Genomic DNA, 20,878 nt, shown 5'->3' on the forward strand with positions numbered 1-20,878 from the left:
AACGGCGGAACGGTGGGGCGGCGGGCAGGCGGACGAGGGGCAGGCGGGACTACCGGCAGGGCGCCGCGGTCGGCACCGCGCCGAACACGTTGTCGGCCGGCGGGGTGGCGGGCACCACCGTGGGCGACGGGCTCGGGCTCACACCGGCCTTGGCGGCGCCGCGGGCCGGCGGGGTCGGCGTGGGCGCCGGCGGCGTGGCCAGCGCGGTCGGTATGTGCGGGGCGGTCGGGCAGGCCGTCCGGCTGGCCGGGGCGCCCGCGTCCACCGGGACGGCGGTCGGCCGGATGCCGCAGCCGGAGGCGAGCGCGAGCAGCAGCAGGGCGCCGGCGGTGCGGCGCAGGGCGGTGCGGGTGGCGGCGGTCACGTGGCGTCCTTGTCCTGGGCGGCGTCGCCGAGGGGGCCGTCACCGGTCTCGCCCTCGTTCGGCGGAGGCGGCGGGGCCAGCGGCAGCGTCAGCGTGAACACCGCCCCGACCTCCCCGTTCGCCGCCGTGATCGTGCCCCCGTGGATCTGTGCGTTGGCCATCGCGATCGACAGCCCCAGGCCGCTGCCCTCCGAGCGGGCCCGTCCCCGGTCCGCCTTGTAGAACCGGTCGAAGACGTGCGGCAGCACGTCCTCGGGGATGCCCGGGCCGCTGTCGGAGACCTCGATGACGACCGAGCCCGCGGTCTGCCGGACCTTGACCCGCACCGGGGAGCCGCCGTGCTTGAGCGCGTTGCCGATCAGGTTGGCGAAGACCACGTCGAGCCGGCGCGGGTCGACCACGGCCAGGATGCCGCGCGGGGCGTCCAGTTCGACGGCGTCGTACCAGGCCCGGCCGTCGATGCAGGACATGATCAGGTCGGCCATGTCCACCTCGTCGGCGACCAGCTTGGCGGTGCCGGCGTCGAAGCGGGTCACCTCCATCAGGTTCTCCACCAGGTCGGACAGCCGCCGCGTCTCGCTGACGACGAGCCGTACGGCCGGCGCGATCATCGGGTCCAGCGACTCGGCCTCGTCCTCCAGGATGTCCGTGACGGCGGTCATCGCGGTCAGCGGTGTGCGCAGCTCGTGCGACATGTCGGCGACGAACCGCCGGCTCTGCGCCTCGCGCGCGCTCAACTCCTCGACCTGCTCGTGCAACGACTCCGCGGCCCGGTTGAACGTCCTCGCCAGGTCCGCGAGTTCGTCCCCGCCCTCGACCTCCAGCCGGGTGTCCAGGTGTCCCTCGCCGAGCCGTCGGGCGGCGTCGCCGAGCCGCTTGACCGGCCGCAGCACGGTCGACGAGGCCGCCTGGGCGAGCAGCGCCGAGCCGATCAGCGCGAGCAGCGTGGCGATGGCCAGCGACCAGCCCAGCGTGTTGAGGTCTTTGCGCTCGTTCTCCAGCGACTTGAACATGTACGCCGTCGGGCCGGTCGGCACCACCTTGGTGCCGCCGATCAGGAACGGCTGGCCCGCCAGGTTCTGCCGCTGCCAGTACAGGTGGTACGGGTACGGGTTGCTCTCGGTGACCTCGCGCTGTCTGGCGACGGTGGACTGCAGCGCCGCCGGGACGTCGGCCAGCGTGAACTGCCCCGGGTCGGAGGAGGCCGTGCACTCCGGGTGCGCCGGGTCGGCCACCACCACGTCGTAACTCAGTCCGGAGCTGGCGACGGTGGACGCGAGCGTGGTCAGGTCCGGGCAGCTCGCGTTCAGCGGCAGCTCGGAGACGTTGCGGCTGAGCGAGACCCGGAAGTCGTTGAGCGCGGTGTCCTGGGCGCGCTTGAGCACCGCGTCGCGGTTGAGCCAGTAGGCGATGCCGGAGGCCGAGACGGCGGCGAGCAGCGCGACCGCCGCGAACACCGCGATCAGCCGTACGCGCAGGGAGCGCAGCCTGCGCCACGGGCCCGCGGCGAAGCGGCGGGCCGTCGTCTGATGATCAGTCACAAGAGCCTGTCGTCGTACGGAAGTTCAGGGAGTTCAGGAATTTCGGGCAGCCCAGGCGGATCAGGAGGGAGGCAGCCAGGAGGACGGGAAGCAGGAGGAGGGGAAACAGGAGGACGGGAGAGGCGCTCAGGCCGGCGGGTCCAGCCGGTAGCCCACGCCGCGGACGGTGCGGATCAGGGTCGGCGCGGACGGGACGTCCTCGACCTTCGCCCGCAGCCGCTGCACGCAGGCGTCCACCAGGCGGGAGTCACCCAGGTAGTCGTGCTCCCAGACCAGCCGGAGCAGCTGCTGGCGGGAGAGCGCCTGGCCGGGGCGGCGGCTGAGCTCCAGGAGCAGCCGCAGCTCGGTCGGGGTGAGCTGGAGGTCCTGCCCGTCCTTGGTGACGGTCATCGCCGCCCGGTCGATCACCACGGTGCCGTACGCGGAGGAGTCGGAGCTCTCCCGCTCGCCGCGCCGCAGCACGGCCCGGATCCGGGCGTCCAGCACCCGCGGCTGCACCGGCTTGACCACGTAGTCGTCGGCGCCGGACTCCAGGCCGACCACCACGTCGATGTCATCCGAACGGGCGGTCAGCAGGATGATCGGCAGCTGGTCGGTGCGGCGGATGCGGCGGCAGACCTCGAAGCCGTCGATTCCGGGCAGCATGACGTCCAGCACGATCAGGTCGGGCCGCTGCTCCTTGAAGAGCCTCAGACCGTCCTCGCCGGAGGCGGCGGTGGCCACACGGTGGCCCTGGCGGGTGAGGGCGAGTTCGAGGCCGGTCCGGATGGCGTCGTCGTCCTCGATCAGAAGGAGGAAAGGCACGGCCCCATTTTGGCCCACTCGAAGCGTCGAATCACCCCCAGGACCGGTCACCGCCCGTACGGGAACCGGAAGGAGCACCACCGGCGTCCGGTACGGAGGGAGGCGGACCGGGACGAAAGGCCCGCCCCTGTGACACCCCTGTGACAGTCGGCGGACAGCGCCATCACAACCGGCGGGCAAGATTTTCCATGTCGCCGCAGGACAGCGGGCCAACCCGGCCGGCTGGAAGGCGGCAACAGGAACCGCTCGTACCGACCCAGGGGGCGCACGATGAACGCCATGCTTCAGACCCGGACCAACCCGGCTGTCCGCACCGCGCGTTCGTCAGCCACCGCCCCGCGGACCCGGTACGAGGTCAGGACCGACGAGAACTCCGGTGCCGTGACCGTACGGGGGTGCGCGCACAGCACCGGTGGAAACCCTGTCGCCCGCCGGGTGAGCGGCGGCGCCAGGACGGGGGAGCTGTACGGGATCGGCCGGGTGGGGAACGCGGCTGACTCCGGCAACACCCTCACGCTGCGGGGGATCCTCCCCGTCCGCGTCGAGGGCAAGGACGCTCCGGCGGGGAACCGGGGCGTCGGCGGGAACGGCCTGCGGACGGTCGGCTCGGGGGAGTCGGCCGGCCGCGAGGCCGCCGGTGCGACGCTGCTGCAGCTGAACCCGGCGGCGGCCCGCACCGCCGAGGCGGGACGGGCGGACGCGCAGGGGGAGCACCCGGCCGTCGCGGAGGACCACATCACGGAGTTCACCGCGTACGTGCGCGAGCGCCGCGCCTCCCTGTACGCCACGGCGTACCACCTCACCGGTGACCGCTACGAGGCCGAGGACCTGCTGCAGAGCGCGCTCTTCAGCACCTACCGGGCCTGGGGCCGGATCACCGACAAGGCCGCGGTCGGCGGGTACCTCCGCCGCACCATGACCAACCTGCACATCTCCGCCTGGCGGCGCCGCAAGGTCAACGAGTACCCGACCGAGGAGCTGCCGGAGACGGCCGGTGACACCGACGCGATGGGCGGCACCGAGCTGCGCACCGTGCTCTGGCAGGCGCTGGCGAAGCTTCCGGAGAACCAGCGCACCATGCTGGTGCTGCGGTACTACGAGGGCAAGACCGACCCGGAGATCGCCGACGTGCTGGGGATCAGCGTCGGCACGGTCAAGAGCAGCATCTGGCGGGCGCTGCGCCGGCTGCGCGAGGACGAGCACCTGAACAAGTCGGGCGACACCGTCCGGGCGTTCGGCGAGCTGGTCGCCTGACGCGGGCGCGGGTGACGCGAAGGAGTGGAACTCCCGTCGGGGGACGGGTAGCGGACGGTCGCGGTGCGTGGACGCCGGCTCGGGGGAGCGGTGAACACGGGGAGCCCGACGGCCGTTCGGGGAAGGCGACGGGCCCGGTGCGGGGGAGACGCACCGGGCCCGTCGTTCTTCGTGTCTTCGTCCCGCGTCGATCCCTCGTCCGGAGACGTCCCGACTGAACGGAGCACGGCCCGCCCGAACGGAGCACGGCCCGTCCCAACGGAGGGCGGCTCAGACGGAGGACAGCTCCCGCCGCCCGGCCGCGGCGCGGATCCGGCGCTCGGCCTCGGCCCCGGCGCACGGGTGGGAGCCCAGGGTGACCTGCCGCCCGACGATGGAGCGCTCGGCCCGCATCAGCCGCCAGCCGCGGCGCAGCAGCACCGGCAGCGACTTGCGGCCCTCCCGGACGTCCCGGCGCAGCCGGCGCCAGGCCGTGGTGAGCGCGCCGTTGCGCAGGCACAGGGCATCGCCGAGCAGACCCTCGGCGGCGCACTCGGCGGTGATCTCGGCGGCGAAGATGCCCTCGGCGATGAACGCGGGGGCGCCGTCCAGGTCCAGGGCGCGGGTGGCGATCCGGCCGTTGTCCGGGATCGAGTACACCGGGACGTCGGCGCGGCCGGTCGCGTACAGGCTGCGGATCGCGGCGACCGCCTGGTCGCGGTGCCAGGCGAGCGGGGAGTCCCAGTCGACCGCGCCGTCGGGCAGCAGCGGCAGGGTGGGGTCGTCCCCGTCCTTGTAGAAGTCGTCCAGTTGCAGGACCGGCAGCCCGCTGCGCTCGGCGAGCGAGGACTTCCCGGAGCCGGAGGGGCCGGACAGCAGGACGACCCGGGCGTGGGTCATCGGCACAGGATTCAGCGGGTCGTCACTCACGGGACACCAGTCTGACGCATCCGGGCCCGATGCCGAAACCCGTCGGATCACACCTTCTGAGAGCTCCGGGGATCGGCGAGCCGGAGGACGGCGTCGAAACGGCACGGAAGGGCGACGGACCCGCGCCAGGGGGGGGAGAGGCGCGGGTCCGTCCAATGACCGTCCGGGCCCTGGGGGGGAGAGGGCACTGGGGACGGCCAGTCTGTGGAGTTGTTACTCGGTGGTCGACGGGGCGGTCAGATCCCCATCGGGTGCCAGACCGTCTTCGTCTCCAGGAACGAGAGTAGCCGGTCGGTACCGGGCGCATTGGTCCAGTCCTGGGCGAACGGGTCCAGCTCCGGACGGACCACCCTCTTCAGGGTATCCGCGGCGGCCGCTTCCAGCGCCTGCGCCGCGCCGGGGCCGTCGGCGGCGATCGCGCCGGTGAGGTCCACCGCGTTGACGTCCTGGTGCGAGGCCAGGGTGGGCGCGATGTCGGCGGTCTTGCCCGAGATGATGTTGACCACGCCGCCGGGGACGTCCGAGGTGGCGAGCACCTCGCCCAGCGACAGGGCCGGCAGCGGGGCGTCCGCGGCGGCCGCGACCACGACCGTGTTGCCGGTGGCGATCGCCGGGGCGATCACCGAGACCAGGCCGAGCAGCGAGTGCCCGTACCCGGCCTGCGGGGCGACGATCCCGACCACGCCGGTCGGCTCCGGGGTGGAGAGGTTGAAGAAGGGGCCGGCGACCGGGTTGGCGCCGCCCGCGATCTGGGCGACCTTGTCCGTCCAGCCCGCGTACCAGATCCAGCGGTCGATCGCGGCGTCCACCAGCGCGGCGGCCTTCTTCGGGCCGATGCCCTCGGCGGCGGAGACCTCGGCGGCGAACTGCTCGCGGCGGCCCTGCAGCATCTCGGCCACCCGGTACAGCACCTGGCCGCGGTTGTACGCGGTGGTGCCGGCCCAGCCCTTGACCGCCGCGCGGGCGGCCAGGACGGCGTCGCGGGCGTCCTTGCGGGTGCCCAGCGGAGCGTTGGCGAGCCACTGGCCCTTGGCGTCCGTCACCTCGTACACCCGCCCGCTCTCGGAGCGCGGGAACTTCCCGCCGACGTACAGCTTGTAGGTCTTGAAGACGTCAAGACGCGTCGCGACATCAGACATCGAGGTAGGCCTCCAGACCGTGGCGGCCACCCTCGCGGCCGTGGCCCGACTCCTTGTAGCCGCCGAACGGCGAGGTCGGGTCGAACTTGTTGAAGGTGTTGGCCCAGACCACGCCGGCCTTGAGCCGGCTCGCCGTCCACAGGATGCGCGAGCCCTTCTCCGTCCAGATGCCGGCGGAGAGGCCGTACGGGGTGTTGTTGGCCTTCGCGACCGCCTCGTCGGGGGTGCGGAAGGTCAGCACCGACAGGACCGGGCCGAAGATCTCCTCCTGGGCGATCCGGTGGGCCTGACTGACGCCGGTGAACAGGGTCGGCTTGAACCAGAAGCCGGTGCCCGGGAGTTCGCACTCGGGCGACCAGCGGTCCGCGCCCTCGGCCTCGCCGGCGTCGGTCAGCTCGGTGATCCGGGCCAGCTGGGCGGCCGAGTTGATGGCGCCGATGTCGGTGTTCTTGTCCAGCGGGTCGCCGACCCGCAGGGTGGACATCCGGCGCTTCAGGGCGTCCAGCAGCTCGTCCTGGATCGACTCCTGGACCAGCAGGCGCGAGCCCGCGCAGCAGACGTGGCCCTGGTTGAAGAAGATGCCGTTGACGATGCCCTCGACCGCCTGGTCGATCGGCGCGTCGTCGAAGACGATGTTCGCGGCCTTGCCGCCCAGCTCCAGCGACAGCTTCTTGCGGCTGCCGGCCAGCTGCCTGGCGATCGCCTTGCCGACCGGGGTGGAGCCGGTGAAGGCGACCTTGTTGACGTCCGGGTGCGCGGTGAGCGCGGCGCCGGTGCGGCCGTCGCCGGTGACGATGTTGACGACGCCCTTCGGCAGACCGGCCTGGCGGCAGATCTCGGCGAAGCGCAGGGCCGTCAGCGGGGTGGTCTCGGCCGGCTTGAGGACGACGGTGTTGCCGGTCGCCAGGGCGGGCGCGATCTTCCACGCCAGCATCATCAGCGGGAAGTTCCACGGGATGACCTGGCCGGCCACGCCCAGCGGGCGCGGGTTCGGGCCGAAGCCCGCGTAGTCCAGCTTGTCCGCCCAGCCGGCGTAGTAGAAGAACCACGCGGCGACGGTCGGGATGTCGAAGTCGCGGGTCTCGCGGATCGGCTTGCCGTTGTCGATCGACTCCAGCACGGCCAGCTCGCGGCTGCGCTCCTGGATGATCCGGGCGATCCGGAACAGGTACTTGCCGCGCTCGCTGCCCGGCAGCGCCGACCAGTCGGCGAAGGCCTTGCGGGCGGCGGCGACCGCGCGGTCCACGTCCTCGTCGGTGCCCTGGGCGAACTCGGCGAGCACCTGCTCGGTGGCCGGGTTGACCGTCTTCAGGGCCTCGCTGCCGGAGGAGTCGACGAACTCGCCGCCGATGAAGTGGCCGTAGGAGGTGGCGATGTCGCCCGCGGCGGCGGGGGACTCGGGGGCCGGGGCGTAGGCGAAGAGGCCGGAGGCCTTCACGGGCTCCTCGATGTTCTTCTTCTTGGCCATGGTGATCAGTCCACCGTCACGTAGTCGGGGCCGGAGTAACGTCCGGTGGTGAGCTTCTGGCGCTGCATCAGCAGGTCGTTGAGCAGGCTGGAGGCGCCGAAGCGGAACCAGTGCGGGCTCAGCCAGTCGTCGCCGAGGGTCTCGTTGACCATCACCAGGTACTTCATGGCGTCCTTGGTGGTCTTGATCCCACCGGCGGGCTTCACGCCGACCTGGACGCCGGTCTGCGCCTTGAAGTCGCGGACCGCCTCCAGCATCAGCAGGGTGACCGGCGGGGTCGCGTTGACGGCGACCTTGCCGGTGGAGGTCTTGATGAAGTCGGCGCCGGCCAGCATCGCCAGCCAGGAGACGCGGCGCACGTTGTCGTACGTCTGCAGCTCGCCGGTCTCGAAGATCACCTTGAGGTGGGCGCTGGTGCCGTCCGGGCGCTTGCACGCCTCCTTGACGGCGACGATCTCGTTGAAGACGTCGTAGTAGCGGCCGGAGAGGAAGGCTCCCCGGTCGATCACCATGTCGATCTCGTCGGCGCCCGCGGCGACCGCGTCGGCGGTGTCGGCGAGCTTCACCGGGAGGGCGGCGCGGCCGGCCGGGAAGGCGGTGGCCACCGAGGCGACCTGGATGTCGGTGCCCCGCAGGGCGTCCTTCGCGGTGGCGACCATGTCCGGGTAGACGCAGATGGCGGCGACGCGGGGGGTGGTCGGGTCGGTCGGGTCGGGGGTCCTGCCCTTGGCGCACAGGGCGCGCACCTTGCCGACCGTGTCCGCGCCTTCCAGCGTGGTCAGGTCGATCATCGAGATCGCCAGGTCGATGGCGTAGGCCTTCGCCGTGGTCTTGATCGAGCGGGTACCGAGGGTGGCGGCACGCGCCTCAAGGCCGACCTGGTCGACGCCGGGCAGGCCGTGCAGGAAGCGGCGGAGCGAGGCCTCGGACGCCGCAACGTCCTGAAGGCCGCTGCCCGCAACGCCGAGGGCATTGGCTGCAACAGTGGACATAGTCACCAGAGCAGCATATCTACGCGCGTAGTCGACCGCTAGGGGGCCTGCCTTTCGTGGCCGGACCGAGACCTCGGAGAAGGCGGAGGGGCGGCAGGGGGCGTGTACGGCCGGACCGCGCGGCGACCGGCGGCCGGGTGGTCCGGGGGCGGCATTCGATGCCGGACCGAGACCTCTCGGTGGGGGGCATGGGGCAGAATCGACGGCATGACCGATTCCGACGGCAAGCCCCGCCAGGGTTCCGCCGCCCCCGACGGGGATCCCGCGTACGCGGACCGCGTGTACCGCTCTGTCCCCGGTGTGATCTCCGGAGTGCTGCTGCTGGCCGTCGCCGGCTGGTTGATCGGCGACGCGGTGCTGAACGGGACGGGGAAGACGCCGTACGTCTCGCTCGCGGCGGTACCGGTGTTCGCCTTCCCGGTGATCGCCTACACGCTGCGCCCGGCGGTGCTGGCGGACCGCAGCCGGCTGCTGGTGCGCAACCCGTGGCGGACCATCACCGCGCCGTGGGCCTCGGTGGACGCGCTGCGCGCGGGGTACTCGGTCGAGCTGCTGGCCGGGGGCAAGAAGTACCAGGTGTGGGCGGTGCCGGTGTCGCTGCGGCAGCGCAAGCGGGCGACCCGGGCCCAGCAGCGCGGCGGCGCCGAGCACGCCTCCCGGATGGGGATGGTGTTCGGCCGCCAGGCCAACCCGGTGGTGCAGGGCTCGCCCGACCCGACCCGCGCCTGGTCCGACCAGGTGACCAACGTGCTCCAGGAGATGGCCGAGCGCAACGCCCGCCGCCCCGACGCGGCCGGCCCGGTCGAGGTGGCGTGGTGCTGGTGGGTGATCGCGCCGACGCTGGCCGGCCTGGCCGCGCTGATCACGGTGATCGCGGTCTGAGCCGAAGCACGCGAGGGGCCCGCCGGTACGCGACCGGCGGGCCCCTTCTCGTACGGGCGGGCGTCAGACGGCGATGCCCGCGGCCTCGGCCAGGTCGCGTTTGACGGCTTCGAGCAGCTCGGCGGCCCGCTCGCGGGTGGCGGCGAGGTCGGCGGCGGTGGTGACCGGGAGGACGACCTCCAGGTAGCACTTGAGCTTGGGCTCGGTGCCGGACGGGCGGACCACGATGCGGGCCGAGCGGACGGCCTCGCCGGCCAGGTAGTAGCGCAGGCCGTCGGTGGGCGGCAGCTCGGCGGAGCCGGCCGACAGGTCGTCCGCGCGGGTGACCCGGAGGCCGGCCAGGACGGTCGGCGGCTGCTCGCGCAGCCGGCGCATGGCGTCGGCGATCAGCGAGAGGTCCTGCACGCGGACGGACAGCTGGTCGGTGGCGTGCAGGCCGTGCTCCAGCGCCAGGTCGTCCAGCAGGTCGGTCAGGGTGCGGCCGGACGTCTTGAGGGTGGCGGCCAGTTCGGCGACCAGCAGGGCGGCGGTGATGCCGTCCTTGTCCCGGACGCCCTGCGGGTCGACGCAGTAGCCGAGCGCCTCCTCGTAGCCGTAGCGCAGGCCCTCGGCGCGGGAGAGCCACTTGAAGCCGGTCAGCGTCTCGGCGTAGCCCAGGCCGGCGGCCTCGGCGATCCGGCCCAGCAGGGTGGCGGAGACGATGGTGGTGGCGAAGACGCCCTCGGCCTTCTTGGCGACCAGGGCCGCGCCGAGCAGCGCGCCGACCTCGTCGCCGCGCAGCATCCGCCAGCCGGAGGTGCCGTTGCCGCTGCCGGCCGCGTTGGCGAGGGCCGGGACGGCCACCGCGCAGCGGTCGGCGTCCGGGTCGTTGGCGATCACGATGTCGGGGCCGACCGAGGCGGCGGTGCGGAAGGCGAGGTCCATCGCCCCCGGCTCCTCCGGATTGGGGAAGGCCACGGTCGGGAAGTCCGGGTCGGGCTCGGCCTGCTCGGCGACGACGGTGGGCGCCGGGAAGCCGGCCCGGCGGAAGGCGGCGACCAGGGTGTCGCGGCCGACGCCGTGCATCGGGGTGTAGACGACGTCGAGGTTGCGCGGGCTGTGCTCGTCGACGATCGAGACGGCCCGGGCCAGGTAGGCCTCGATGACGTCCTCGCCGAGCACCTCCCAGCCGTCCTCGGCGCGCGGGACGTCGTGGAGCGAGCCGATGGCGTCGATCTCGGCGGCGATCCCGGCGTCGGCCGGCGGGACGATCTGCGAGCCGTCGCCCAGGTAGACCTTGTAGCCGTTGTCCTGCGGCGGGTTGTGGCTGGCGGTCACGGTGACGCCGGCGGCCGCGCCCAGGTGGCGGACGGCGAAGGCGAGCACCGGGGTCGGCAGCGGGCGCGGCAGCAGCGCGGCGCGCAGGCCGGCGCCGACCACCACGGCGGCGGTGTCCCGGGCGAAGTCGTAGGACTTGTGGCGGGCGTCGTAGCCGATCACGACCAGGTCGCCCAGGTTCTGCTGCTTGACGTAGGCGACCAGGCCGGCGGCGGCCCGGATCACCACGGCGCGGTTCATCCGCATCGGGCCCGCGCCCAGTTCGCCGCGCAGGCCGGCGGTGCCGAACTGGAGCCGGTCGGCGAAGCGCTCGGCGAGGTCCGACCAGGCGAGCTTGCCGTCCGTCTCGGCCGCCGGGTCCTCGGCCCGGGCGAGCAGGGCCGTCAGCTCCTCGCGGGTCTGCGGGTCGGGGTCCTCGGCCAGCCAGGTTCGGGCCCGGGCGAGGAGGTCGGTGGTGGTTGCCTGCGTCATGGCTGCCTGCTCCATCGGGAAGTGCGTCGGTTGGTCGGCCGGAGGGTTCCGCAAAGAAGGGGGGGTGCACATGCGGACGGGGCCCGCGGGGCGTGATCAACGGATCACGGCCGCCCGAGGGCCCCGTCGCTCATGATTGTGCGCCAGCCGGGCGTCAGATCCGCTCAAGGACCTTCGCGAGCAGCTCGCCCATGCGCTCGGCGGAGGCCTTGCCGGCCTCCAGCACCTCGGCGTGGTTGAGCGGCTCGCCGGTGATGCCGGCGGCCAGGTTGGTGACCAGCGAGATGCCGAGCACCTCGGAGCCGGCCTCGCGGGCGGCGATGGCCTCCAGGGTGGTGGACATGCCGACCAGCTCGCCGCCGATCACCCGGGCCATGTTGACCTCGGCCGGGGTCTCGTAGTGCGGGCCGCGGAACTGGACGTAGACGGCCTCGTCCAGGCTCGGGTCCACCTCGCGGCAGAGCGCGCGCAGGCGCTTGGAGTACAGGTCGGTGAGGTCGACGAAGTTGGCGCCGACGATCGGGGAGTCCGCGGTCAGGTTGATGTGGTCGCTGATCAGGACCGGCTGGCCGGGGACCCAGCCCTCGCGCAGACCGCCGCAGCCGTTGGTCAGCACGATGATGCCGCAGCCGGCCGCGGCGGCGGTGCGCACGCCGTGGACGACGGTGGCCACGCCGTGGCCCTCGTAGTAGTGGTTGCGGCCGAGGAAGATCAGGGCGCGCTTGTCGCCGATCTTCACCGAGCGGATCGTGCCGGCGTGGCCGGCGACGGCGGGGGCGGGGAAGCCCGGGAGCTCGGTGACCGGGAACTCGGCCACGGTCTCGCCCAGGGCGTCGGCGGCCGGCACCCAGCCGGAGCCCATCACCAGGGCGACGTCGTGCCGCTCGGCACCGGTCAGCTCGCGCAGGCGCTCGGCGGCGGCCTGGGCGGCGGCGTAGGGGTCGGCGGAGACGACCGACTGAGGAGATGCGTTCACGGCTCCGAGGATAGACGGGTTTCGACTACGCGCGTAGAAAATCCGGCGCGGCATGCCGGATCGTTACCCGGTTGACCCGAAAGCACAGCTCGGTGGCGTCTTTCGGGTGACGCCGCTCGTCGGTACGTACAAATCGGTGCGAGGCCGGTGCGAGGCCGGTGTGAGGTCGGTGCGAGGTCGAACCGCAGTCGGCCCGCGGGCGGTGCGGGCCGGGAGCCGGGCCCGGGTTCAGAGCCGCTTCGCGCTGCGCAGCCCCTTCGCGTACAGGCCGTTGTCGTCCAGTCGCGCGGTGCCGCCCTTGTCGCCGAAGGTCGGGCCGTCCGCCTCCTCCCGGCTGGAGATGTACCGGGGGTGGCCGTCGGTGTCCAGGCCCAGGTAGATGCCGGTGTGGTCGAGCCGGGCGCCGGTGCGGGCGTCGATCTCGAAGAACACCAGGTCGCCGGGCTGGAGCGGGTCGATCGAGGCCGGTCGCAGGGTGGTGTCGGAGCCCGGCGCGGTGGTCAGCGGCAGCACCGGGACGCCCGGGCCGACCCTGGCCAGGCCGTTGGCGCTGCGCGGCAGGCCGGGGCCGGCCACGTCCTTGGAGAGCAGCGGGTAACCGGAGCGGTAGCCGTAGACCATCCGGACGTACCCGGAGCAGTCGAAGGCGCCGTACCGCGTCCTGTCCGGCTGCTTGGCCACCTTGTCGGCGAACGTGTACGGAACGCCGAGGTAGTCGAGGAAGTCGGTCTGCTCCAGCCGCAGGTCGTTGCCCACCGAACCGTTCGGGTTGAGCGGGCCGAAGGAGGCGTCGCCCTTGAACCGCACGCCCTTGGCGTCCTTCTCCGGCGCCGCGCCGGCCAGGTACTGGGTGGCCACCGCCAGCACGTCGTCCGCGGTGGAGCCGAGCGACTGCTGGAACCAGGCGCGGAACCAGCCCTCCTGCTCGGCGCCCGGTCGCCACGGCTGCGGCATCAGCCGGACCCAGGTGTCGGTCACCACGGTGGCCGTGGTGGTGCCCGGCTCGGCGAAGGTGCGGCTCGGGCCGGCCAGGACGGCGGTGCGGGCGCTGTCGGTCAGGGTGGCGACCACGCCGCCGCGGGCGTCCCGGACCACCGTGCGGTCGGGTCCGCCCAGCCGCTCGTAGCGGTACTCGGCGGCGGTGCCCCGGGCGGGGCCGGGCACGGCGGTGGTGGTGATCAGCGGTGCGCCGCCGCCCGGGTCCGACGGCCGGTCGTGGTCGCGGTCGCGCAGCTGGACGGTGAGGTAGCCGCTGGCGGCCAGCAGGGCCACGGCGAGGCCGCCGCTGAGCAGGGACTTGCGGGTGACGGGCATCGGGGTCTTCCTGGGGGTTCCTGCGGGATTCCGGGCGAGGGTTCCTGAACGGGGGGATCAGGTGCCGGGCAGGGCGCCGAGCAGGACGCCGGCGGTGAGCACCACGTAGTTGGCGAGCGTCACCGTGCTGGTGGCCATCAGGGTGGCCGCCCGGGGCTGGCGGACCAGCTGGTAGGCGATCAGGCCGGGGACGATGAACCCGAGCGTCTGGTTGGCGTACAGGGTGGGCAGTTCGCGCTGGAGGACCAGCATCACGGTGGCCTGCAGCAGCACGCCGATCAGCACCACGGCGGCGAACAGCCGCTTGCCGTACAGGATCACCAGCTTCTGGACCACCCGGGTGGCGAGGTAGGTCAGCACCGTCACGCCGATCACGATGGCCACCCGCTGGAGGTCCTCGACCAGGGTGAGGGCCAGCCAGCCGGGGGTGATCATGCCGCCGGGGGAGAGGTTGGTGGTCAGGTAGCAGACGAGCGAGAAGACCAGGCCGAGCGCGATGCCGATGGCGGCGATCTCGGGGGTGAGCTCGGTGGGGATCACTGCTGGTCTCCGTGGTGGGGGGTGTGGTGGTGGGGTTCGAACCAGGAGTCGGGGAGCGGTTCGGGGTGGTGGACGGGCCGGTACGCGGAGTCGTACACCGGCTCGGGGTAGAGCGGTTCGGGCTCGTGGTACGGGAGTTCGGGGGCGTCGGGCGCGTCCGGGGCCTCGTCGGGGGCGAGCCGGGCCAGCTCCTCCAGGAACAGTTCGCCCTGGCCGTGGATGTTGCCGACGGCCACCAGCGAGGAGTCCGGCCCGAGTTCGGCCAGCAGTTCGGCGGTGAGCCGGGCCGGGTCGCGCTTGTCGCCGCCGAGGTCGACCACCCGGCCGGACCACCCGGCCGGGATGCCGTCCCGGGCGCTCCTGGTGGGGTGGCCGATCAGGAACACGGCGTCCGGGTCGAGGTCGGGCACGATCTGGCCCATCTGGCCGTTGCGCTCCACCCGGTCCGGGCGGCAGTTGATCACCACGTTGAGCGGGCGGTGGATCGCGCCCAGGCCCTCCAGCTGGCGGACGTTCATCAGCGTGGACTCGGGGTCGTTGGCGGCGAAGACGTTGGCGAAGCGCAGCCGCTTGCCGTCCTCGGTGCGGTAGCGCTCGACCGACAGCACGCCCGGGTCCGGCGGGGCCGCCCACATGCCCCGCAGCGCGGTCCGCCGCTCCACGCCGAGGAGTTCGGCGACGGCCAGGGCGATCGCCACGTTCTCCTTGAAGGTGAACCAGCTGAACCCGCGCAGCTCCTCGTCGGTGACCGACTCCGGGTCCACCACGATCAGCTCGCAGTCGCGCCGGGCCGCCTCCGCGCGCAGGATGTGCGCGCGCTCCTGCTCGGCGGTGACGCACACCCCGCCGACCGGCATCGAGCGGGACAGCGAGCGGGCGACGTCGTCCAGGGTCGGGCCCATCTCGGCGAGGTGGTCCTCGCGGACGTTGCACAGCACGCCGATGGTGGAGCGGATCAGCTTGGTCTGGTTGACCTCCTGGAGCGCCGGCATGACGGCCATGCACTCGATCACCAGGGCGTCCGGCCGGTAGGTGGCGGCGCGGCGGACGATGCCGATCTGCTCGACCACGTTGGCGATGCCGAACTTGCGGTAGACCGGCTCCTCGGTGGCGTCCGGGTGGATGAACCGGGCCGCCGTGCCGGTGGTCTTGGCGACCGTCACCAGCCCGCCGCCGCGCAGCGCGCCCGCGCAGAGCCGGGTGATCGAGCTCTTGCCGCGGATGCCGTTGACCAGCACCCGGGTCGGGATCTGTTCCAGCGCGGCGAAGTGCCGGCGCTGCTCGACGATGCCGGCCACCAGCAGCACGGCGCAGCACACCAGCAGCACGACGTAGAGGAAGAGCACGGGAGGTCCTTCGGGCGGGGCTCAGCGGGCGTGCGCGGGCACGGGGACGGACTCGGGGGCGGCGGTGCGGCGGGGGCGGGCCGGCTCCTGACGGACGAGTTCCTGGCGGATCAGCTCCAGGCTCCGGGCGACGGCGCCGACCTCGTCGTGGTGGACGGGGTAGAGCACCGTCCGGCGGTCCCCGGCGGCCAGCGCCTCGGCGCTCGCCGCGAGCCGGCGCAGCGGCAGGCCGACCGCGATGAACAGCCAGCCGAGGCAGAGCGCGGCCGCGGCCAGGCCGAGCATGCCGGCCAGTACGGTCCGCCGGTCGGCCCGGTTCTCGTCCAGGTGCAGCCACGCCACCGGGTGGGCGGTGACCACCGACCAGCCCAGCTTGGCCACGCTGCCGTTGCCGCCGAGCGGGGCGGCGGCGAACAGCGCAGGGTCGCCGCCGCCGCGCAGCACCTCGGCGGCGGCCGACTTCTTCGCCTGGGCCAGCAGGGCCCTGGCGCGGCCCTCGGGCAGCTCGCCGAAGGAGCTGTAGCCCTCGTTGGCGGCGAGCACCCGCTGCCGGTCGTCGACCAGCCAGACCCGGCCGAGGCCGGGGCGGACCAGCAGCCCGCTGAGGAAGTCCGTCTTGAACTCGCCGATCAGCACGGGCCCCGGCGGCTCGGCGGCGCCCTCCGCCTCCGCGTCGGCGGGGGCGGCGGTGAGGGCCGCGCGGGCGGCGATCCTGGGCTCCCGGCCGGAAGTGTTGAGCAGCAGCACGCCGCTCGCGCCGAGGGCCTGCGGGCCGGTGCGGTGCGGGGTGTCGCCGGCGCGCGCGAGGACCTCGCCGTTCGCGCCGAGGACGTACAGCGCGTGGTAGCGGTCGTGCTCGGCGAGGGTGGCGCGCAGCAGGGCGTCGGCCTTGCCGACGGAGGCGCCGGCGAGTTCGGGGGCGAGCGAACGCAGGTCCGCGTAACCCTCGTTGAGCGCCTGGCGGATCCGGTCGGCGGCGGTGTCGGTGCGGTCGCGCTGGCCCGCCACCACCTGGGTGGGGACTCGTACGGTCGGGTCGTTGCCGCCCAGGAACAGCAGCGGGCCGGACCAGCCGAGCACCAGGACGGCGCACAGCGCCAGCGGCAGCGCGGTGCCGGGGCGGCGCTTCGGCGCGGCGGGGGCCGGCGGGCGGGCCGGGTCGAGGAGTTGCAGCCGCAGCTCCTCCAGGGCGCGGGCGATCCGGCCGGCCTCCCCCCGTTTCGGGCCGCGGACCGGCAGGTCGAGCCGTTCGCCGCGGGTGAGCCGGCGGGACTCCAGGAACAGCCGCAGCAGCGGCCGCTGGAGGCTGCGGCTGAGGTACCACGCGAGCAGCAGGGCCAGGGCGAGCAGCGCGCCGGCGGCGGCCAGGCCGAGCGCGGGGTGGCGCAGGCTGCCGGGCTTGCCGTCGACGGTGCTGGTGGAGACCACGGTCAGGCCGAGCGGGGCGGCCGGGTCGTGCCCGCCCGCGGTGCCGACGGCGGCGTAGCCGGCGACCCGGCGCACGCCCTTGGCGTCCGGGCTGCCGGACAGGCTGCCGGCGGCCGTCCCGCCGGGCGCCGGGCGTTCGCGGGCGGCGCGCTCCCGGGCACCGGTGACCACGGCGCGGTCGGCCTCGGCGCCGAGTTCGGCGCCGGTGCTGTCCAGGACGGCGCCGGCGGCGTCGAGGACCTGGATGGTCTGTTCCTTGCGGGTCGCGATGCCGGGCAGCCGCAGGTTGTCGGAGGCGACCAGCAGGGCGCGGCCGTCGGCCTTGGTGGCGACCAGGGCGAAGGTGAGCAGCCGGGTGCCGGCGGCGGAGGGCACCAGGACGGGCGCGGGCGCGGTGTCGGTGACCCGGCTGAGGTCGAGGCCGGCCAGCGGCACGGTCTCGCCGCGGGCGGCGAGCAGCCGGCCGGTGTCGGGGCGGACCACCACGGTGCCGCGCCACTTGTGGTACGCCTGGCCGAGCGCGGACAGCACCGCGGCCGGCTCGGCGGGCGCGGCGTCGTAGCGGGCGGCGGCCCGGCGCAGGTCGGTGGCGCTCTCGTGCAGCCCGGCGCGCAGCGAGGCCGCGGTGTCCTCGGCGGCGTACTGGTGGGACTCCCGGACGGCCTGCGGGGTGTCGTCGACGCGCAGCCCCCCGACGGCGAGCGCGGTGATGGCGGCGACGGCGAGCAGCAGCACCAGCAGCAGCGCGATGGGCGGGCGGATGCCTCCCAGCAGCGGCATGTCGGCCCGGCGGCGATAGCGGTGCTGTCGCGGCGGGTTGGGTGCCGTGCTCACGGGGCCTCGTTCTTCTCGGGGCTCGGCGCACCTGTCCCCGGGAGGTCCGCCGGCCTTCTCGTCGGTCAAGCGCTGATCAAGAGTCGGTCAAGCCGGAACAGCGTACGAAGGAGATTTCGAAAAGTTGTCACGTTCCGGTGTCGATCGGATGCCGCTTCGGGATCTCTTTCCGTGGACCGGGCGTGGTGCGCGGCCCCGGGTGGCCCCCGGCGGTCCGCGGCGGGCGGCACGGTAGGTTCGACGGCCATGGAGACTCGGGGTTCGCGACGCCCGTTGCTGCTGTCGGTGGCGGTGCTGCTGGTGCTGGCGGCGCTCGCGGCGGTGCTGACGCTGGCCGTGCGCGGCTCCGACGGGCGGCCGTCGGCGGCGGGCACCGCGGCGGGCCGGAGCGGACCGACCGGGCCCGCCCCGGTGGACCTGGCGGCCCTGGTCGACGGGTACACCGCCGGGTTCACCCCGGGCGGCCCGTACACCGCGCCGGACGCCGGGCAGCGCCGGGCGATCGCCGACGGCGTGCTCGACGCGCTGGACGGGCAGGCCGAGCAGGCCGGGCGCTCGCTGGCGCGGGTCGGCTACCGGCTCACCGAGTTCACCGAGGCGGCGACCGGCCGCCGGGTGGCGGAGATCGCCGACGGCACGGACTCCGGGAGCCGCGGCTGGGGCCGGGTCTACCTGGACCTCTCGGCCCGGGCGGGCTGGTCCGTGCAGGTGCCCCACCCGGTCTCGGACGCCCGTACCGAGGCGCTCGGGGTGGACCTCTTCCGGGCCGAGCCGGGCGGGGTGCTGGTGCTCGCCGGGGCGCACCGCCGGGCCGGGGCGGACGGCGCCTCGGACGTCGCGCACCGCGCCGACACGGTCTTCGCGGCGGTGGTCGAGGCGCTCACCGGGCGCGGCCTGCCCGGCATCCAGGTGCACGGCTTCGACGAGGGCAGCCTGCCCGGGCAGGACGCGGTGGTCTCCAGCGGCGCCGGCCAGCCGGGCCCGGCCGCCGAGCTGACCGCCACCGGGCTGTCCAGGGCCGGGTACGCGGCCTGCCGGGCCTGGCGGGAGAAGTGCGGGCAGCTCGGGGGCACCACCAACGTCGAGGGCCGGTTCGCGGCCGGGCTCGGCGTGCCGTGGCTGCACGTCGAGCTGGGCAACGGGCTGCGCACCGAGCCGGCCCGCCGCGCGGAGGTGGCCGGGGTGCTGGCGCAGACGGCCCGCGGCTGGGCCGCGGGCCGGAGCTAGCGGGGCCAGGGGCTAGCAGGGGCGGCGGCGCAGGTCCATCACGTAGTCGTGCGGGGCGCCGGCGCTCTCCGCGGCGTCGGCGACCAGGCCGAGGTAGCGGGCCGCGGGCAGGCCGCCCTCGTAGTCGTTGAGCACGTACGTCCAGACCGGGGTGTCGCCGTCCAGGGTCTGCGCGCGCAGTTTGATCTTGCGGTAGATGCCGAGCTGGACGCCCTCCCAGCGGTCCAGGCCCTCCTCGTCCATCGGCGCGACGTCGTACAGCGAGACGAAGACCCGGTCCTTGCCGTCCTCGACGACGGTGGCCAACGAGCCCTCCCAGCCGAGCTGTTCACCACCGAAGGTGAGCCGCCAGCCGTCCAGCCACCCGGTGCCGCGCAGTGGTGAGTGCGGGGCGCGGCGGGTCATCTGCCGTGCATCGAGGTTGGTGGCATACGCGGCGTAAAGGGGCATGGGGGGAAGACTAGCCCGGCCGGTGGACGGTCCGTGGCGACCGGGCGATCGCACGGAAGCCCGGACCCCGGCGTGGCGGCGCTCCCGGCGTGCGGGACAATGGTGCACGTGACTCGGATCGTGATCATCGGTGGCGGACCCGGCGGCTACGAGGCTGCGCTGGTGGCCGCGCAGCTCGGCGCGGAGGTGACCGTCGTCGACCGCGACGGTCTGGGCGGATCGGCGGTGCTCACCGACTGCGTGCCGTCGAAGACCCTGATCGCGACCGCGGAGGTGATGACCACCTTCGACAGCTCGTACGAGGAACTGGGCATCACCGTCGCGCAGGACGAGGCCGCGGACGCGGCCAAGGTCATCGGCGTGGACCTGGGCAAGGTCAACCGCCGTGTGAAGCGACTGGCGATCGCGCAGTCCCACGACATCACCCAGTCGGTCACCCGGGCCGGGGTCACCGTGCTGCGGGGCCGCGGCCGGCTCGGCGGCGGCGGGCAGGCGGTGGACGGCTCCCGCGAGGTGCTGGTGGACGCACCGGACGGCACCGTCCAGTCGCTGCGCGCCGACGCGGTGCTGATCGCCACCGGCGCCCACCCCCGCGAGCTGCCGGACGCCCAGCCGGACGGCGAGCGGATCCTCACCTGGACCCAGGTGTACGACCTGGATGAGCTGCCCCGCGAGCTGATCGTGGTCGGCTCCGGTGTGACCGGCGCGGAGTTCGCGGGTGCCTACCAGGCGCTCGGCTCCAAGGTCACCCTGGTCTCCAGCCGTGACCGGGTGCTGCCGGGCGAGGACCCGGACGCCGCCGAGGTGCTGGAGGACGTCTTCCGCCGCCGCGGCATGAACGTGATGGGCCGCTCGCGCGCCGAGAGCGTCAAGCGGATCGGCGACCGGGTCGAGGTGGCCCTCGCCGACGGCAAGGTGATCGAGGGCACGCACTGCCTGATGGCGGTCGGCTCGATCCCCAACACCGCGGAGATGGGCCTGGAGGAGGCCGGGGTCAAGCTCAACGACTGGGGCCAGATCCAGGTCGACCGGGTCTCCCGCACCAGCGCCCCGGGCGTCTACGCGGCCGGCGACTGCACCGGCGTCTTCATGCTCGCCTCGGTGGCGGCCATGCAGGGCCGGATCGCGATGTACCACGCGCTCGGCGACGCGGTGCAGCCGCTGAACCTGAAGACCGTCGCCTCCAACGTCTTCACCGACCCGGAGATCGCCACCGTCGGCTACACCGCGGCCGATGTGGAGTGCGGCAAGATGGACGCGGTCGTGGTCAAGCTGCCGCTGCGCGGCAACCCGCGGGCGAAGATGCAGGGCATCCGGGACGGCTTCGTGAAGCTGTTCTGCCGCCCGGGCACCGGCATCGTGGTGGGCGGCGTGGTCGTCGCCCCGCGGGCCAGCGAGCTCATCCACCCGATCGCGCTCGCGGTGGACGCCAATCTGACCGTCGAACAGGTGGCCAGCGCCTTCACCGTCTACCCGTCGGTCTCCGGCTCGACCGCCGAGGCCGCCCGGCAGCTGCACATCCGCAAGCGGGTCGAGGGCGAATCCTGAACCTCCGGCGCACAGTTGAGGGCGGCTGCCGATCGGCGGCCGCCCTTCGCGCAGGAGTGATCGTCACCCGGACG

The 20,878-nt window shown here is 73.7% G+C and carries 18 protein-coding genes; 4 read left to right on the forward strand and 14 right to left on the reverse strand.

Going from position 1 to position 20,878, the window contains the following annotated elements:
• Positions 1 to 49: 49 nt before the first annotated feature.
• The 3 genes from ACIO9K_RS16840 to ACIO9K_RS16850 all read right to left on the reverse strand — a co-directional run bounded on the left by ACIO9K_RS16840 (position 50) and on the right by ACIO9K_RS16850 (position 2,709).
• Positions 50 to 364: a hypothetical protein gene (locus ACIO9K_RS16840; RefSeq protein ID WP_400330448.1), complete on the reverse strand. Its 315-nt coding sequence runs from the start codon at positions 362 to 364 to the stop codon at positions 50 to 52.
• On the reverse strand, positions 361 to 1,905 hold the full coding sequence (locus ACIO9K_RS16845) for a HAMP domain-containing sensor histidine kinase (protein WP_363624610.1): 1,545 nt from the start codon (positions 1,903 to 1,905) through the stop codon (positions 361 to 363). The genes ACIO9K_RS16840 and ACIO9K_RS16845 overlap by 4 nt, the downstream gene beginning before the upstream one ends.
• 126 nt (positions 1,906 to 2,031) lie before the next feature.
• On the reverse strand, positions 2,032 to 2,709 hold the full coding sequence (locus ACIO9K_RS16850) for a response regulator transcription factor (RefSeq protein ID WP_063349065.1): 678 nt from the start codon (positions 2,707 to 2,709) through the stop codon (positions 2,032 to 2,034).
• 279 nt (positions 2,710 to 2,988) lie between these two features.
• Here ACIO9K_RS16850 and ACIO9K_RS16855 point away from each other — a divergent pair, with 279 nt between their 5' ends.
• On the forward strand, positions 2,989 to 3,963 hold the full coding sequence (locus tag ACIO9K_RS16855) for a SigE family RNA polymerase sigma factor (RefSeq protein WP_400330528.1): 975 nt from the start codon (positions 2,989 to 2,991) through the stop codon (positions 3,961 to 3,963).
• 270 nt (positions 3,964 to 4,233) lie between these two features.
• On the opposite strand, the gene ACIO9K_RS16860 is transcribed toward ACIO9K_RS16855, so the two are convergent.
• The 4 genes from ACIO9K_RS16860 to deoC all read right to left on the reverse strand — a co-directional run bounded on the left by ACIO9K_RS16860 (position 4,234) and on the right by deoC (position 8,471).
• Positions 4,234 to 4,842, reverse strand: a complete 609-nt coding sequence (locus ACIO9K_RS16860) for an ATP-binding protein (RefSeq protein ID WP_363580258.1) — start codon at positions 4,840 to 4,842, stop codon at positions 4,234 to 4,236.
• Positions 4,843 to 5,108: 266 nt separating this feature from the next.
• Entirely contained in the window at positions 5,109 to 6,011 is a 903-nt protein-coding gene (locus ACIO9K_RS16865) for an aldehyde dehydrogenase family protein (protein WP_363624611.1), read from the reverse strand.
• Entirely contained in the window at positions 6,004 to 7,479 is a 1,476-nt protein-coding gene (locus tag ACIO9K_RS16870; protein WP_363580262.1) for an aldehyde dehydrogenase family protein, read from the reverse strand. Before ACIO9K_RS16870 ends, ACIO9K_RS16865 begins: the two co-directional genes overlap by 8 nt.
• 5 nt (positions 7,480 to 7,484) lie before the next feature.
• Complete coding sequence (gene deoC / locus ACIO9K_RS16875; RefSeq protein WP_350877291.1) at positions 7,485 to 8,471, reverse strand: deoxyribose-phosphate aldolase; 987 nt, start codon at positions 8,469 to 8,471, stop codon at positions 7,485 to 7,487.
• A 207-nt stretch (positions 8,472 to 8,678) separates the two neighbouring features.
• On the opposite strand from deoC, the gene ACIO9K_RS16880 reads away from it, so the two are divergent.
• The gene (locus tag ACIO9K_RS16880) at positions 8,679 to 9,353 is read left to right on the forward strand and encodes a PH domain-containing protein (protein ID WP_363580266.1); all 675 of its coding nucleotides are present in this window, start codon (positions 8,679 to 8,681) and stop codon (positions 9,351 to 9,353) included.
• A gap of 63 nt (positions 9,354 to 9,416) precedes the next feature.
• Here ACIO9K_RS16880 and ACIO9K_RS16885 read toward each other — a convergent pair whose 3' ends face one another.
• The 6 genes from ACIO9K_RS16885 to ACIO9K_RS16910 form a co-directional block, all read right to left on the reverse strand.
• A complete protein-coding gene (locus ACIO9K_RS16885; RefSeq protein WP_363624612.1) occupies positions 9,417 to 11,141 on the reverse strand; it encodes a phospho-sugar mutase in 1,725 nt (574 codons plus the stop codon).
• A gap of 154 nt (positions 11,142 to 11,295) precedes the next feature.
• Entirely contained in the window at positions 11,296 to 12,117 is an 822-nt protein-coding gene (locus tag ACIO9K_RS16890; protein ID WP_350877297.1) for a purine-nucleoside phosphorylase, read from the reverse strand.
• 228 nt (positions 12,118 to 12,345) lie between these two features.
• A complete protein-coding gene (locus ACIO9K_RS16895; protein WP_363624613.1) occupies positions 12,346 to 13,431 on the reverse strand; it encodes an NlpC/P60 family protein in 1,086 nt (361 codons plus the stop codon).
• A 57-nt stretch (positions 13,432 to 13,488) separates the two neighbouring features.
• Entirely contained in the window at positions 13,489 to 13,971 is a 483-nt protein-coding gene (locus ACIO9K_RS16900) for a poly-gamma-glutamate biosynthesis protein PgsC/CapC (protein ID WP_063349074.1), read from the reverse strand.
• Positions 13,968 to 15,317, reverse strand: coding sequence for a poly-gamma-glutamate synthase PgsB (pgsB, locus tag ACIO9K_RS16905; RefSeq protein WP_363624615.1), 1,350 nt, complete (start codon positions 15,315 to 15,317; stop codon positions 13,968 to 13,970). Before pgsB ends, ACIO9K_RS16900 begins: the two co-directional genes overlap by 4 nt.
• A 21-nt stretch (positions 15,318 to 15,338) precedes the next feature.
• Positions 15,339 to 17,579: a HAMP domain-containing protein gene (locus ACIO9K_RS16910; protein ID WP_400330457.1), complete on the reverse strand. Its 2,241-nt coding sequence runs from the start codon at positions 17,577 to 17,579 to the stop codon at positions 15,339 to 15,341.
• 246 nt (positions 17,580 to 17,825) lie between these two features.
• Here ACIO9K_RS16910 and ACIO9K_RS16915 point away from each other — a divergent pair, with 246 nt between their 5' ends.
• Positions 17,826 to 18,806 (forward strand): hypothetical protein, encoded by a 981-nt coding sequence (locus ACIO9K_RS16915; protein WP_363624619.1) that lies wholly within the window; start codon positions 17,826 to 17,828, stop codon positions 18,804 to 18,806.
• Positions 18,807 to 18,818: 12 nt separating this feature from the next.
• Here the strand turns inward: ACIO9K_RS16915 and ACIO9K_RS16920 are convergent, their stop codons facing one another.
• The gene (locus tag ACIO9K_RS16920) at positions 18,819 to 19,256 is read right to left on the reverse strand and encodes a gamma-glutamylcyclotransferase (RefSeq protein ID WP_363580278.1); all 438 of its coding nucleotides are present in this window, start codon (positions 19,254 to 19,256) and stop codon (positions 18,819 to 18,821) included.
• A 99-nt stretch (positions 19,257 to 19,355) separates the two neighbouring features.
• Between ACIO9K_RS16920 and ACIO9K_RS16925 the strand changes: the two genes are divergently transcribed.
• The gene (locus ACIO9K_RS16925) at positions 19,356 to 20,804 is read left to right on the forward strand and encodes an NAD(P)H-quinone dehydrogenase (protein ID WP_400330460.1); all 1,449 of its coding nucleotides are present in this window, start codon (positions 19,356 to 19,358) and stop codon (positions 20,802 to 20,804) included.
• The last annotated feature ends 74 nt before the right edge of the window (positions 20,805 to 20,878 follow it).

Origin of the sequence: Kitasatospora sp. NPDC087271 (assembly GCF_044744605.1) — a bacterium.
GTDB lineage: Bacteria > Actinomycetota > Actinomycetes > Streptomycetales > Streptomycetaceae > Kitasatospora.

Excerpts from the sequence above, each read along its gene's own strand:
- ACIO9K_RS16855 (WP_400330528.1), top strand. The coding sequence starts at position 2,989 with ATGCTTCAGACCCGGACCAACCCGGCTGTCCGCACCGCGCGTTCGTCA.
- ACIO9K_RS16860 (WP_363580258.1), bottom strand. The coding sequence starts at position 4,842 with ATGACCCACGCCCGGGTCGTCCTGCTGTCCGGCCCCTCCGGCTCCGGG.
- ACIO9K_RS16865 (WP_363624611.1), bottom strand. The coding sequence starts at position 6,011 with ATGTCTGATGTCGCGACGCGTCTTGACGTCTTCAAGACCTACAAGCTG.
- ACIO9K_RS16870 (WP_363580262.1), bottom strand. The coding sequence starts at position 7,479 with ATGGCCAAGAAGAAGAACATCGAGGAGCCCGTGAAGGCCTCCGGCCTC.
- deoC (WP_350877291.1), bottom strand. The coding sequence starts at position 8,471 with ATGTCCACTGTTGCAGCCAATGCCCTCGGCGTTGCGGGCAGCGGCCTT.
- ACIO9K_RS16880 (WP_363580266.1), top strand. The coding sequence starts at position 8,679 with ATGACCGATTCCGACGGCAAGCCCCGCCAGGGTTCCGCCGCCCCCGAC.
- ACIO9K_RS16885 (WP_363624612.1), bottom strand. The coding sequence starts at position 11,141 with ATGACGCAGGCAACCACCACCGACCTCCTCGCCCGGGCCCGAACCTGG.
- ACIO9K_RS16895 (WP_363624613.1), bottom strand. The coding sequence starts at position 13,431 with ATGCCCGTCACCCGCAAGTCCCTGCTCAGCGGCGGCCTCGCCGTGGCC.
- ACIO9K_RS16915 (WP_363624619.1), top strand. The coding sequence starts at position 17,826 with ATGGAGACTCGGGGTTCGCGACGCCCGTTGCTGCTGTCGGTGGCGGTG.
- ACIO9K_RS16920 (WP_363580278.1), bottom strand. The coding sequence starts at position 19,256 with ATGCCCCTTTACGCCGCGTATGCCACCAACCTCGATGCACGGCAGATG.
- ACIO9K_RS16925 (WP_400330460.1), top strand. The coding sequence starts at position 19,356 with ATGGTGCACGTGACTCGGATCGTGATCATCGGTGGCGGACCCGGCGGC.